The sequence below is a fragment of the Pseudomonas sp. FSL R10-2964 genome (genome assembly GCF_009600035.1).
Taxonomy (GTDB): Bacteria; Pseudomonadota; Gammaproteobacteria; order Pseudomonadales; family Pseudomonadaceae; genus Aquipseudomonas; species Aquipseudomonas bubulae.
This window is the reverse complement of the sequence record NZ_WIWH01000006.1, coordinates 89,463-102,488: the sequence shown is the minus strand read 5'-3', so window position 1 is coordinate 102,488 and position 13,026 is coordinate 89,463. Positions and strand designations below refer to the sequence as shown.

The 13,026-nt window shown below is 56.6% G+C and carries 20 protein-coding genes; 18 read left to right on the top strand and 2 right to left on the bottom strand.

Annotated elements, in window-relative coordinates:
- Positions 1-243 precede the first annotated feature (243 nt).
- Positions 244-561, bottom strand: a complete 318-nt coding sequence (locus tag GHN92_RS05135) for a DUF1654 domain-containing protein (RefSeq protein WP_153379552.1) — start codon at positions 559-561, stop codon at positions 244-246.
- Positions 562-1,101: 540 nt separating this feature from the next.
- Here GHN92_RS05135 and GHN92_RS05130 point away from each other — a divergent pair.
- Positions 1,102-1,386 carry a hypothetical protein gene (locus tag GHN92_RS05130; protein ID WP_141228733.1) on the top strand — a complete coding sequence of 95 codons (285 nt, stop codon included), beginning with the start codon at positions 1,102-1,104 and terminating at the stop codon, positions 1,384-1,386.
- A gap of 51 nt (positions 1,387-1,437) precedes the next feature.
- Here the strand turns inward: GHN92_RS05130 and GHN92_RS05125 are convergent, their stop codons facing one another.
- Positions 1,438-1,848 carry a hypothetical protein gene (locus GHN92_RS05125; protein ID WP_153379549.1) on the bottom strand — a complete coding sequence of 137 codons (411 nt, stop codon included), beginning with the start codon at positions 1,846-1,848 and terminating at the stop codon, positions 1,438-1,440.
- Positions 1,849-1,917: 69 nt separating this feature from the next.
- Here GHN92_RS05125 and GHN92_RS05120 point away from each other — a divergent pair, with 69 nt between their 5' ends.
- From GHN92_RS05120 to GHN92_RS05040, 17 genes are all read left to right on the top strand, one after another.
- The gene (locus GHN92_RS05120) at positions 1,918-2,100 is read left to right on the top strand and encodes a hypothetical protein (RefSeq protein ID WP_153379547.1); all 183 of its coding nucleotides are present in this window, start codon (positions 1,918-1,920) and stop codon (positions 2,098-2,100) included.
- 71 nt (positions 2,101-2,171) lie between these two features.
- A complete protein-coding gene (locus GHN92_RS05115; RefSeq protein ID WP_153379545.1) occupies positions 2,172-2,609 on the top strand; it encodes a hypothetical protein in 438 nt (145 codons plus the stop codon).
- Positions 2,606-2,791 carry a hypothetical protein gene (locus tag GHN92_RS05110; RefSeq protein ID WP_153379544.1) on the top strand — a complete coding sequence of 62 codons (186 nt, stop codon included), beginning with the start codon at positions 2,606-2,608 and terminating at the stop codon, positions 2,789-2,791. The genes GHN92_RS05115 and GHN92_RS05110 overlap by 4 nt, the downstream gene beginning before the upstream one ends.
- Complete coding sequence (locus tag GHN92_RS05105; protein WP_106111221.1) at positions 2,788-2,997, top strand: hypothetical protein; 210 nt, start codon at positions 2,788-2,790, stop codon at positions 2,995-2,997. The genes GHN92_RS05110 and GHN92_RS05105 overlap by 4 nt, the downstream gene beginning before the upstream one ends.
- A gap of 408 nt (positions 2,998-3,405) precedes the next feature.
- Complete coding sequence (locus tag GHN92_RS05100) at positions 3,406-4,158, top strand: recombinase RecT (RefSeq protein ID WP_047274357.1); 753 nt, start codon at positions 3,406-3,408, stop codon at positions 4,156-4,158.
- Positions 4,155-5,756 carry a YqaJ viral recombinase family protein gene (locus tag GHN92_RS05095; protein ID WP_153379542.1) on the top strand — a complete coding sequence of 534 codons (1,602 nt, stop codon included), beginning with the start codon at positions 4,155-4,157 and terminating at the stop codon, positions 5,754-5,756. The genes GHN92_RS05100 and GHN92_RS05095 overlap by 4 nt, the downstream gene beginning before the upstream one ends.
- On the top strand, positions 5,753-5,992 hold the full coding sequence (locus GHN92_RS05090) for a hypothetical protein (protein WP_169894845.1): 240 nt from the start codon (positions 5,753-5,755) through the stop codon (positions 5,990-5,992). Before GHN92_RS05095 ends, GHN92_RS05090 begins: the two co-directional genes overlap by 4 nt.
- A complete protein-coding gene (locus GHN92_RS05085) occupies positions 5,989-6,453 on the top strand; it encodes a hypothetical protein (protein ID WP_153379540.1) in 465 nt (154 codons plus the stop codon). Before GHN92_RS05090 ends, GHN92_RS05085 begins: the two co-directional genes overlap by 4 nt.
- 72 nt (positions 6,454-6,525) lie before the next feature.
- On the top strand, positions 6,526-6,936 hold the full coding sequence (locus GHN92_RS05080; RefSeq protein WP_139056675.1) for a hypothetical protein: 411 nt from the start codon (positions 6,526-6,528) through the stop codon (positions 6,934-6,936).
- Entirely contained in the window at positions 6,936-7,454 is a 519-nt protein-coding gene (locus GHN92_RS24130; protein WP_241485550.1) for a hypothetical protein, read from the top strand. The genes GHN92_RS05080 and GHN92_RS24130 overlap by 1 nt, the downstream gene beginning before the upstream one ends.
- 296 nt (positions 7,455-7,750) lie before the next feature.
- Positions 7,751-7,942 carry a hypothetical protein gene (locus GHN92_RS05070; RefSeq protein WP_153379539.1) on the top strand — a complete coding sequence of 64 codons (192 nt, stop codon included), beginning with the start codon at positions 7,751-7,753 and terminating at the stop codon, positions 7,940-7,942.
- Between the two features lie 170 nt (positions 7,943-8,112).
- Positions 8,113-8,331: a DUF3850 domain-containing protein gene (locus GHN92_RS05065; protein WP_153379537.1), complete on the top strand. Its 219-nt coding sequence runs from the start codon at positions 8,113-8,115 to the stop codon at positions 8,329-8,331.
- Between the two features lie 84 nt (positions 8,332-8,415).
- On the top strand, positions 8,416-8,763 hold the full coding sequence (locus GHN92_RS05060) for a hypothetical protein (protein ID WP_153379535.1): 348 nt from the start codon (positions 8,416-8,418) through the stop codon (positions 8,761-8,763).
- A 2-nt stretch (positions 8,764-8,765) separates the two neighbouring features.
- Positions 8,766-8,939, top strand: a complete 174-nt coding sequence (locus tag GHN92_RS05055) for a hypothetical protein (RefSeq protein ID WP_153379534.1) — start codon at positions 8,766-8,768, stop codon at positions 8,937-8,939.
- The gene (locus GHN92_RS05050; RefSeq protein WP_153379532.1) at positions 8,936-9,391 is read left to right on the top strand and encodes a hypothetical protein; all 456 of its coding nucleotides are present in this window, start codon (positions 8,936-8,938) and stop codon (positions 9,389-9,391) included. Before GHN92_RS05055 ends, GHN92_RS05050 begins: the two co-directional genes overlap by 4 nt.
- A 407-nt stretch (positions 9,392-9,798) precedes the next feature.
- Positions 9,799-10,983: a tyrosine-type recombinase/integrase gene (locus GHN92_RS05045; protein WP_153379530.1), complete on the top strand. Its 1,185-nt coding sequence runs from the start codon at positions 9,799-9,801 to the stop codon at positions 10,981-10,983.
- Positions 10,984-11,717: 734 nt separating this feature from the next.
- Positions 11,718-12,986, top strand: a complete 1,269-nt coding sequence (locus GHN92_RS05040) for a hypothetical protein (protein WP_153379528.1) — start codon at positions 11,718-11,720, stop codon at positions 12,984-12,986.
- Positions 12,987-13,026: the final 40 nt, after the last annotated feature.

The window sequence follows — 13,026 nt, the reverse complement described above, 5'->3', positions numbered from 1 at the left end:
GCTTCCTAAATTGGTCTACGATTACACAGTCGAGCTGCTGGTCCCCCAACTGGCTCGACTTTGCCCGCACATGCGGGCTTTTTTGTGTCTGCCCTTCCTGCATTACCCCCTACCCCTCGCAGGCATCGACCTGCACCGCCTGCACCGCCTGCACCGAACGGTACGACCTGCTGATTTGTGGTCGGCCTGCACCTGACCGGGTCGCGAACTGAGCCCGCCATTGAGCGGGCTTTTTTGTGCGCATCAGAAAGGCGCTGGCTCTTCTTCTGGCTCAAACTCGACCTCTGCCCTCCCGGCTTCGTCGACTTCCTGCTGCTCCCACCTAACCGTCACGCTGCCATCGTCATTGAGCGTCAACTCGAGTTCGTCAGTGTCGGCAATGACACTAAGCACCTCTTCCCACTCTCGATCACCGTCTGTGTCCAGACGATGAATCTTCACCCACCGCCGCTCCTGGGCGATTGGGTGATTGATCATCGACGATACGCGCAGCCCTAGGCGCTCTACTCCGCTCATTTCCTGCCGTGCTGTAGGTTTCGCATGCTTATGCCCCTTCGCCATTTCAATCCTCCTTAGCTGTACATATAACCAGTAGTAGAAAAATCATAGCTCGACCATGTAGCAGGCGTAAACAGATTTCGGCCGTGTTTATTTGCAAAAATAAATCACATTTTGTGTTGACGAAATAAACACGATGCGTGATAGTTCACTCCATCGAGTCACCCAACAGGGACTCGCCAGGGCCTCACGGCTCGCCGCTCTTTAAAAATTCAGAAGACGATCCCGCTGCGGAAATAACAGCGGGGCCGCCTGTCCGGCAAGGACAGGGAGGGCCGATGCAAAGGCTCTGTCAAAAACTAACTATTAAGCCGCTACGCCTCTACTGGGGACCGGCGATCTGATCTGACCTACCGCCTTGGGAGTGACTTGGGTGCTGGAAGGAAACGCAGGGAGAACCTGCGGCGGATCGAGGGATACCGAACTGGCGAATGATCCAGATATGCGTAGCGAGAAGAAACAGAGATGCCGGGCCGCATATTGCAGCCCGGATGCTCTCCAGGTGGCCCTATCTCAGGGCTACGCGGAAAGCAGGAGAAGCAGATGCAGCTTCACATTGATGTTGATGCGACAAAAACAATCGCACTAATTGAATCCATGCGAGCCGACCTAGCTGCCCTTAAACAGATTCCCGAGTTTCCCGTCGATGAACTCCTTCGCCTTGGTGATGGCCTGCTCTCTCACCTCGCCGTAGGGGGCGGATGCGCCACAGTCGTTGCATGTGATGGTCGACTCGTCGTTCAGGTCGTCGGGGTGCTGGAAGTCTTTGCAGCCGCACTTGCTGCACTGAAGCTCTATGTTCATGCGGTATTGCCTCAACGGTTGTAGGGACTGGAGAGGCTAGCACGGCCCGGCGTGGGTAAATATCCGGGCACCTATTTACTGATGCCACTTCGATGAGGCGGCATTGGAAATCAACGGGAGGTACTTGATATGCCGAAACGGGCCTATGAATGCGGCTCCTGCAACGAAGTGCATGAGTTCCATCACGAAGCGGAGCGGTGCTGCCAGCCTGAGATCAACGATGTTTGGCTGTGCGATATATGCGAGGCCGCTCACGACGACACGGAAGACGCTGAAAAATGCTGCGCCGGGAAGGTTAAAGCGCGCGGCGTTGAAGCTGTTCGCTGCCCCTCCTGCTTCCGCGACCAAGAGCTGGTCCAGCACGCCATCGAGATTGAGGTGGCTGGACATTGCTCTGAATGCAACCCGCACTTCTCGATTGACGACACCTTCAAGATTGGCGATCTGGTCGATCAGCAAATTGCTGAAAACCTGAATCGCATGCACTGACGGGCCTTTTCACTGATGCACCTGGTGACGGGTGCATTGGGAAAACAACCATCACAGGAATACGACATGAACATCACCACCAAACTCGGCAGCAAAATCAAAGTCGGCGACCTGATGTACGTCGGCCTTAATGAACGCATCGGAAAAATCATCGAGTTCAGTCTCCCCGGCCATACAAGCCGCGTGGCGATCACTGATCGGGGCTCAATAACAATCGGTGATCAGCATGTTTGCCGAGTTCCTGCATAACGGGCTTTTTCACTTCTGCCACCGCATCGGTGGCAGAGGGAAACCAACCAAGCGCCACCCTGGAGGCGAAAATGAACGCAGCATTGAAGATATGCCAAGAGCGTTACGACGCTCAGTTGCCTCCAGATATCAGCGAGGCGAACCCGGAACAGGAATGGCTGGAACACTCGGCCGAGCAGTTGGTGTGCGGCATGGACATCAAGTGGATGCGGCGCTTTGGCCGTCCGCAGGTCGTGACCTTCGACCGGTACTGCACCTATCTGCAAGGCATCCTGAATCAGCGCCAAATAGACGGACTGGATGAGCGCGACTCACTCGCCCGACTGTTCCTTTCGGCAATCCTTGGAAGTCAGAGCGATGCCAGGACACACGCCGCCGACTTGATCGGTCAGCAACGCCCCATCGAAGCCGCCGAGAAGATCGCCATCGCGCTGCTCAGACCCTACGCCGCCGACGCGGTGGCAGCAGAGCGGGAAGCGGCCGAAGACGACGTGGATGGTGACCTATGAGCGCCCACATCCTCATCGACGAAGCACTCGAAAGCCTCACGCATGCCGCTAGCACGCAGGAAGAGGCAGCCATTGTTCAGGGGATGATCGCCCAGTTCTTGATTGACCAGGCGATCACCCTCAAGGAATTCGACCACTACTGCGCACGCCTCAACAAGGTCTCGCGCAAGGAGGCTGCATGACCACCCCAATCCTGAAATCGCTGATCGACGAGCAGATCGAAGAGTTGCCCGCCGACCGCATGATCCTGGCCTTTACCCACACCAAGTGGCTGGGCGCCCTGTCGCTTGCTCACGACGCAGGCATCCCCAATGTTCACGCCTGGAGCGGCCGAGCCTGTATGTGCGGTGAGTGGACCGTGGCATACGCCGTGAAGGTGGCGCCGTGAAGTTTCGCAGGCTTGATGCAGCGGACACCGCGCGGATACGGGCAGCCCAAAGTAAGCGCGAGCAGCGCCAGGAGCGTAACTACCGCAACGAAGCCGCGCAGGGTCGTGAGCCAGAAGGCTTGCAGCGGATTGATGGTGCATGGAGGGCTGAATGCCGATCGTGCGGAGACGATTACGTGTTCGACTGCGATGCCCGCGAGTTTCACCAGGATTACAGCTACTGCGGCCGTAGCGACCGCTGCATCCCATAACCGCCCACCAGCGCACCCGGCGCATGCTCATCTGGCGTGGCTCTTTCTCTGCCCTCTCCCTCTGCACCTTCCTGATGTTGCTCGGCGCCCTCGCTGATCGAATCACTCAATAACCAACACCTTCAATCGCTGCGAGCATCGCGGCAAGGATTCTGTCGTGTCCGAATTAACCACAAAGCAAAGTTTCAGCCTGACGCCGTCGTCGCTTACCGAGGCAATGGCCTTTGCCGACATCCTGGCCAAGTCGACGATCGTGCCGAAAGAATTCCTCGGCAACCCGGGCAACATCTTGGTCGCCATTCAGTGGGGGCTTGAGCTGGGCCTGCAACCGCTGCAAGCGATGCAAAACATCGCAGTCATCAACGGTCGACCGGCGCTCTGGGGTGATGCAGTCATTGCCCTGGTGCGCGGCTCCCCTCTTTGCGAGTACGTCTACGAAAGCGACGACGGACACACGGCAACCTGCCGAGTGAAGCGCCGCGGCGAAGACGAGCAGGTCCGCACCTTCGACATGGACGATGCAAAAACTGCGGGTTTGATGGGCAAGCAAGGCCCCTGGACCCAACACCCGAAGCGAATGCGCCAAATGCGGGCCCGAGCTTTCGCCTTGCGTGACGTGTTCCCTGATGTGTTGCGCGGCATGCCGGTCGCGGAAGAGTTGCAGGACATGCCGAAAGAGCGCGAGAACGGCCAGCCGCTCGCCAGCGTAGCCAAGATCGCGGCGCCGACGGAGCTTGAGGCGTATCCCGACGAGAAGCTGACAGAGAACCTGCCGAAATGGCGGAAGGCAATCGAAGGTGGCAAGTCGCCCGAACAAGTCATCGCCACTGTCAGCAGCAAATACACGCTGACCGCCGAACAGATTGACTCCATCAACCAGCTCAAGCCACTTGAAGGTGAAGCCGCATGAAAATTCACAACGTAGCTCAAGGCTCCGCCGAGTGGCACGCCCTGCGCGCCCAGCACTTCACCGCCTCCGAAGCCCCCGCCATGATGGGCGCCTCGAAGTACCAGACCCGTACCGAACTGCTGACCCTGAAGAAGACCGGTATTACTCCAGACGTCACGCCGTCACAGCAGTTCATCTTCGACAAAGGCCACGCCACTGAAGCGGCGGCCCGCCCGCTGGTAGAAGTGCAGATCGGCGAAGAGCTGTATCCGGTCGTTGGCACGCTGGGCAACCTGCTCGCCTCGATGGACGGCGCGACGATGCTCGGCGAGACGCTGTTCGAACATAAGCTTTGGAACGAGTCGTTGGTTGCCCAGGTAAACGCTGAAGATCTTGCTCCTCACTACTACTGGCAGCTTGAGCAGCAGCTGCTTGTGAGTGGCGCAGAACGTGTGATCTTCGTCTGCTCCGACGGCACCGCCGGTAACTTCGTCTCCATGGAGTATCGACCGGTCGCGGGCCGCGCCGCTCAGCTTGTCGAAGGCTGGAAGCAGTTCGAGGCAGATCTGGCCAACTTCGAAATGGCCGAGGCGCCGTCGATTGTCGTCGGCAAGGCCCCGGACGAGCTGCCAGCGCTACGCATTGAGCTGACCGGCATGGTTACCGCCAGCAACCTCAAAGTGTTCGAGCAGTCAGCGCTGGCCGTTATTGATTCTGTGAAGACCACTTTGGCGACCGATCAGGACTTCGCGGACGCCAAGAAGGCCGTCAAATGGTGCGGCGACGTTGAAGAGGCTGTGTCCGCGGCGAAGAAGCAGGCGCTATCGCAAACACAGTCTATCGACGAGCTTTTCGCCTCGCTTGATCGTATCAGCGCTCACGCCCGGGAAACTCGCCTGAAGGTCGACAAGCTGGTGAAGGCCCAAGAGCTGCTGGTCAAGTCTGGCATCAAGCAAAAGGCCGAGCAGGCACTGGCCGATCACATCGCAGCGATCAATAAAACGCTGGGCCGGGTCGCTCTGCCAGATGTGATCGTGGACTTCGTCGGCGCCATGAAGAACAAGCGCACCATCGCCAGCCTGCAGGACGCTGTTGATACCGAGCTGGCCCGGGCGAAGATCGATGCGAGCCAAACGGCCGACAGCATTCGCTTGAACCTGACAAGCCTTGCCGAACTGGCCGCCGACCACGCCTTTCTGTTCAACGACCTTCAACAATTGGTTATGAAGGCCAATGACGACCTGGTGACGCTGGTCAAGTTTCGGATCGATGAGCATCAGAAGGCCGAAGCAGTCAAAGCGGAAACCAAGCGCCTGGCGGACGAAGCCGAACAGAAGCGTCTGGCTGAGGTAAAGCCTGCTCCAGTCGTTGAAGCCGCTCCACAGCCTGCCCCCGCGGTTGCCCGAGTTGCTGCAGTTCCGTCTACGAAGGTCCAGGCCAAACCAGTACGTCACGAAGCGCGAGTCACTGACATGGAAGCGTTGGTCAAGGCAGTCGCGGCCGGAGAGGTCCCTATTTCGGTGCTGACGGTCAACTGGCAAAACCTCGACGACATGGTTGAGTCGCAAGGCTCTGAATTCAATATGCCGGGGGTAACCCTGGAGCAGGTGGCAGCATGATGACCACAGAACTGAGCGCAATTCAGCGCAACAGCGTCGAATCGGCGCGCCTGGCTGCGGCCATGGCCGAGTTTGAAATGCGTGGCGGCGAGGTGCGGAAGGTAGGGGTTTTCCGGCCTGAGCCGAAGCCGCCACGGAAAAGCTGGATCGACCCCGACACGGTACTCAAGCGCAAAGGCGTGCTATTCACGCGGGCTGAGCGGTTCAGGCTGCGCAAGCTGGCGGAGGCGATATGAGCAAAGTCCGCAAGCCCTGCAACCGGCGCGCTCAGATTGACCGGTCCCGCCGCGCCCTGGTGCGAACCAATCACGCTGCAGTAGTCGACGTTCAGCCGCCCGATCGACAGGTGATGCTGAACTGGAAGAACTGCCGACAGATCACCAGCCTCCCAGTGGCGAACGCGCTTTGCGACCTGGCCCACCGGTGGACGATCTACATGAGCGTGTTCTGCCAGCAGCCGGACGGCAGCCAGTACAGCAAGTCGACCGAGTTTTCTCCAGTTGGCGTGCACCTGGTGGCAAATCTTGAACAGCTGATGATCGAGAAGCATGCCGAGCTGGTCGCGGCGAGCAACCCAAATCACATGATCGGGTCGGGCTGGCTCGCTATCCCGGACGACGTGACGCTGACGGAGGCCGAAGCCAACCGCGTATTCACCGCCATGGGAGTGTGGCGACAGCGGGCCCAGGCAGCATGAGGCGCATTAGTAAGCAGGTTCGAACCCGGCGCAGAGCCGAACAACTAAAAATTCCACCGAGCGGTATTCAGTATGACCCCAATCTGGCGTTACCTCACTCAATCGGCCGGCATGACGGCTCAGATGCTGGCCGAGTCGACCGGCATGACCATCCAGGCAGTGCGCGCAGACCTTGCCGAACTTGAACTGAAGGGCAAGGCCGCCCGAGAGCGCGCAGCAATCGGCAAGCCGCACTTGTGGTGGCGCGCCGAGAAACGCCCGGTAGATGGCCTGCATGTGCTGCTGGTCATGGCGTTGGCCGCCGAACTTCAGCCCTCCGCCACGATACTCAAGGAAGTGCTGGCAGATGTCGGCAGTCGAGCCAAGAGCCCGGCAATCAGCAAGATCGTCGCGATGTGCGCTATGTCGAAAGCGCCCCGCGAGATCATCTGGGCATCGCTCGAAAACCTCGATCATGAGGATGAAGCGCTGAGGGCTGCGTGATGGCACTGAGTCAGAAGCAACGGGACGAGCGGACATCGCTCAGGCGGTCCAAGGCTCAGGAAGAGGAATTGCGCCTGCGGGTCAGGCCAGGCACGCGACAGGCACTGGCTGATCTGATGGAGTGGGCTGGAATCGAGGAGCAAGGCGAGGCTCTGACGTTGATGATCCACCACATTCAAGCCCTTGGCCGTGACGGTGTGATTCGATTCCTCTGCTCGCGCCCGGTTTTGGATTATCACGAAAACGTGGCGCCGATCACGGGCGGCGAGATGATCCGCTTCCGCATCAGGCAAGGGACACGAAACGCACTAGCGCTGCTGGTCGAGTGGTCGGGCGCGAAGGATGAATGCGCGGCGATGCGGCTGGCGATTCAGGCCTTACATGAGTGCGGTCCAGTGCAATGTATGCCATTCCTGACGGCGCCGCCCCGCGAAAAGTATGTGATGCCAGATCGATACGCTCGACTGCTTGACGCTGAATTCAAGCGCAAGACCCTGCGCATCTGTCACGACGAATAACTGGCACTCGCCGGTCACCCGTAATACCCCACTTAACTCATCTGCGCCACCTCATCCGGTATCGGAGAAGTGCGCCTGCTTCGGAGATAACGCAATGTCTACCCCCCCCTACGCATCAAGCGGGCTGACCTATCCCGTCGGCGCATTCGTCGCCGTGTACTGAGCGCACTCAAGTCGCACTTTGCACTGACTGGCGGGCCAATCAATAGGGCCTGGCTCTGCGCGCCCGGAACGCTGGTGTTCAAGCTTGGCGAGTGGCACGGCTACTACGACGGCAAGAACGAATGGGTGGCCCTATGACCCCTCATGAGTTTATCGAAAAGAACGTGCACGACGAATTGCGAAAGCTGAAGTTTGCCGAGGGCATTTGTTTCAGCGTGGCCCGCGACTCAGTCGACTACTACCGCCAGCGCAGCATGTTCAGCAAGAGCGTTGTGCTGGATGTGCTGGCTTGGTCGAAGAAGCGGGCCAAGGATATGTCGCGCTAAAACAACTCCCTTGAGAAAAGCATGCCCGCCCTCCGCCGCCCCACCACACCCCGCCTAACAACCCCCCCCCAGCCTGCGACCAATGCGGTCATCTGCGGGCTACCGGAAACCACCGACGGTGCAGCAGATTGCGCCAGGCTATTTATGCGCAGCGCGCGAAGGAGATGTAGATGAGTGAATCCAAAGAGGCAGGCCGCAAGACGTTCGCCGAGCGCATCAAGAATCCACCCCGACTGCCGGAAATGGTCCGAGCGCCAATTACCCACAACCTCAAGATCAATCGTGCTCCATATGACGATCTGGTATCCGGCGCAAAGACGAGCGAGGTTCGGAATTGCAGCGACCGTGATTTCCGGGTTGGCGACAGAGTGGAACTGTTCATGACCTAGACGGCTGACGGCTTCGCTACAGAGAGCATCGTCCGCAAGATCAGCCACATCCAGCGCGGTTATGGCCTGCCCGACGGGCTATGCGTGCTGTCGTATGAATCAGCCCTGCGCCAACAACTGGCCGACGTGTCGAATGAGCGGGATGGGTTGCGGGCCAAGCTTGAATGCAGCCAGGGAGATATGCGGCAGGCCGATCAAGTCATGGAGCGTCAGCGCACTCAAATCTCCGATCTAGAGCAATCGCTGGAAGACTCGCCCCATGCATTGGCGTCGGCGCTGTGTCAGAAGCTCGCAACGATGCGCGGCGGGCCAATCGACTGGGCTGAAGCTATCGCAATCACGGCAATAGTTACGCGCCTAAGTCCCGAGGAGGAGGCGAGACTTCTGGCATTTGATGCAGTTGCACCAGCCACAGACGAACAGGTGGCGTAGTCATGAAGGTTTCAGAGCTGATCAAGCTACTCAAAAAGCAAGACCCTAATGCGACGGTCGTCTGGCAGGCACACGACTACGGACCCGAGGATATGGACTCCATCGACTTTGTTGTCGGCAGCGATAGCGAAGCCCTTCAAGAACGATGCAACGGCCCAGTAGTGGTGATTTCATGACCGACCAACCCAAAACCCCCGGCGCGATGGTTCAGATTACCCATGAGCAGCTTCGTGATTTGGTTGCTGGCTACTGCGGCCCAAGCGCGCTCGGAGACCTGTACGCGCTCGCAGATGCGCCTGCCGAGCAGGCGCCAGCGGTTGGCGGGGATCTGTCTAAAGATCACGTATTCCGTGAACTGGTGAACAGCCTGCGCGACCTTGCCAACCAGTATTACAAAACTGAGCAGCTGCGTGAGCGCGTATCGACTGTGCTGCGCAGCCACCTCGCCCCGCTGCTGGCTGAGATTGCTGAGGAACGTAAATGGAGGCGGGCGGCCGAAGGTGGATGGCGTGAAGCAAACCGGGTCATTGCCATGCAGCGTGAGCGGCTCGATATTCTGGAGGCCCAGATAGCCAAGGCCAACGACTGGTCGCACCTCAAGCCGGACATGGATCCGCCGAAACCGTAACCCCTCCGCACCCCCGATACCCTGGCCGTTCTGGCCGAATCCATTAATTGAAGTCAGCCGCTATAGCGGCAAGGACACCCTATCCAATCAATCCACCCGGAGACGGCGTGGCGAGGCATTCCTATGGCCAACACAAAGCTGGCGCCTGTCCTAGAGACCGCGCCGCGCTTCATCCGGGCGAAACACGCACCTACTTACCTCGGCATGTGCCGAGCAGTTTTCGACGAAACCGTCCGCCCCTATGTCCGCGAATTCCCCATAGGAAAACAGGGCGTTGCCTTCGACCGCCACGAGCTGGACCAGTGGGCAGACGCCTACATCGAGCGCATGGCAATTGAAAAGCAGGCCAATCAGGACAACAATCCGCCCCGCAGCGAGCGCCATGCGCGGGCCACAGGAGCAACGCCATGGCCCAAAAAGCAATCACAGGCCTCCAGCAAATGCCGAACGGCATCTGGAAGATCGACAAAAAATACAGAGGAGAGCGAATTCAAGAGAGTACTGGCACTTGTGACCGCGCCGAAGCAGAGCAGTACCTGATCCATAAGCTGGAGCAGTTGCGCCAGCAGAAGGTGTATGGCGTTCGACGGGTAAGGACCTGGCGTGAGGCAGCAACCCGCTTCCTGCTGGAAGTGAGGGACCAGGCATCCATCCATATTTCAGCTACTTATATGGAACAGCTCGACCCGTTCATTGGCCACATGCCGCTGACTCACATAGATGATGACGCGCTTGCCCCATACGTTCGATCAAAGCTGAACCCAGCAACAGGAAAGCCGGTCACGAACAGGACTGTGAACATAGCGCTACAGCGGGTTATCCGGGTTTTGAACCTCTGCGCACGAAAGTGGCGAGATGAAGAGCGCCGACCATTGCTCGATGTGGTTCCGATGATCTCGTTGCTGGATGAGAAGACGAACAGCCGGAAGCCCTACCCGCTTTCGTGGGAAGAGCAGTCGATCCTGTTCGCCGAGCTTCCAGCACACCTTCAGACCATGGCGATGTTCAAGGTCAACACGGGGTGCCGGGAGCAGGAGGTTTGCAAACTTCAGTGGAATTGGGAGATTGCCGTACCTGAGCTGGGAACGAGTGTGTTCCTGATACCGGCTGGATTTGGAGGAAGGAGCGCAAGGGCTGGTGTGAAGAACCGGGACGAGCGCCTGGTCGTGATGAATGACGTTGCCAAGTCAGTGATCGAGAAGCAGCGCGGAAAGCATCCGCTCTACGTGTTCCCGTTTGGCAAGCCAGATGGTGAGGGGAATGAAACGACGGTTCACCGCATGAACGACTCGGCCTGGAAGAAGGCGAGGATTCGGGCGGCGAAAAAGTGGCAGGAGAAGTTCTTGCGGCCGGCACATGACGGCTTTGCCAGGATCCGCATACACGACTTGAAGCACACCTTTGGGAGAAGGCTGCGTGCTGCTGGCGTGACAGAGGAGGATCGGAAAGCGCTGCTCGGCCACAAGAACGGAAGCATTACCAGCCACTACTCGGCGGCAGAACTGGATCAGCTAATTGCGGCGGCAAACAAGGTATCAGCAACCGACTCACGCGCACCAGCGCTGACGATTCTGAAAAGGAGGGAGGCGTGAAGAAAAAGGCCAGGGTCACTCGGAAAGTCACTATGGCAGAAACAACAAAGCCGCTAAAAAGCGGCTAAGTCATTGAAAAATATGGTCGGGACGGAGTGATTCGAACACTCGACCCCTAGCACCCCATGCGGGCTAAGACCAAAGAACCCCTTATACAACAAGTGTTTACGTGGGCACCCACTGCAATCGATGCCCAACGATGCACAGCTTGGTTTGACGATTCCCCGCAAAATCCCCTGAGGTGCTTTCAGGACCTCCCCCGGCGTCCTGCCGACCGAACACAATCCCATCCCACAAGAAACATTTCTATCATCCACAGCCACGCCACTACTTTTCGCATTAATCGTCTTGACTTGTATTTTTGGTAACGCCTCGGAGTGACTGCTCGGCCATCAGCTGGCAAAGCCAGCCAGGGCCCTAGCTGATGTTTCCGCCATGCGAGTCAACTGACGACTTATGGCCGACCAGAGCGATAAAAGTCGTAAGGCGCTTGGTGACTACAACCTGGTACCCATTCATAGCTGCGCTCAAGACAGGAGCAAAACGCCAGGAACTTGACTGGCGTTCGAAAGGACCTACAGCAGCTACTGACATAGTTTTGCTCCGTTAAAACTTGTCAGAATTTATTGGATATCGTGCCACAGCTAAGGCAGAGCCTGCTTTTATCTTGCGCCTACTGCAGTGACTAGGGGACAATTGGGTGGTAAACACCTACTACTTAGCACGGATTAGCGATGCCTTACTTTATTTACGCTGTAGTCTTGGCACTATTTATACTGCCAAAGATCAACATAATAGGCGTGGAGGGATTTAATGCCGGCCTACGAATAGACGATGCGCTAATACTACTAATGGCATCGCTCATATTCAGCACCAAAATGATTAACAGGAAGGCACCACCACTCAGCCTATTCGAGAAAAAATTCTTTATCTTCCTACTCGTCATAACCGCTGGAACTCTAATAAATTCACTAGGATATAACAGAGGAACGATTCTATTCCCAATAAGATTCGCAGAGTATTTTATATTTTTCTATCTGGGCAGAATTTTCTTCAGTGTTGGCTATTCATTAAAATCAATGATGACTGTTGTGTTTGCGGTCAATGTAACCATAGCACTTTTACAGTACGCTCACGTAATAGGTGGATTCACAGTACGAGGATATACCCCTGATGTTTCCGAGCGAGTAGTCGGCATCACAAGTGGCCCATGGGAGCTAGGGGTTCTTTTAAACTTCATTTGCTGCTACTTCTTGGTAAACGAGAAATCCAGCCTGAAAAAATATGCGATCCTTATAATTGCCACGGCGGTAATCTTACTTAACGGATCTCGCATGTCCTTGGTAGCACAAGCCGCCATAACCTTAGCCTACTTCATATCAGCTTCCAGCATCACTTCGATCCTGAAAAAGTCCTTTTTTTTGATTCCAGCATTAATTGTCGCAATCGCGGTATTTGATGGCTCAGGAGTTTCCAGTCGTTCTGAAAGCCTAGCAAGCTGGGACAATATCGAGTCCTTAACTTCTAGCTACAGTAATGTTCAGCTAAAAGACGAAATACCAACCTGGGATGAGCTCGGAGTCCTTAAGGGTGGCGACTTAGATACAAGCTGGAGCATGAGGGGAATAAAATGGATTTACGCAATTAAGCTGTTCCTATCATCCCCCTTATTCATTCTGTTCGGGGTTGGCTCCGGAGCATTTGGCAATGCCTTGGACGGCGGCTGGTTGCGCATTCTCACAGAGTGGGGAATCATTGGTTCTGCGACATTCGTAGCGTTTTTTCTTTTGATAAAAAACTTGAATGCAACAATGCGATTAATGACTATCGCTTTCGCCGTAAACATGCTCATGATCGACATATATATGTCTTACAAAGTAATGTCATTTATCATATTTTGCGCAGGCTACTTTTATAAAAAACAAACAAAATACGCAACTAATAACCCTTCCAATCTAAGCAATCATAGCCCCTCAAGAACACCAACACTTAAAAAACAATAAAGTAGTTCGATGGCCTGCGAGTCATATCCTCGCAGGCCAT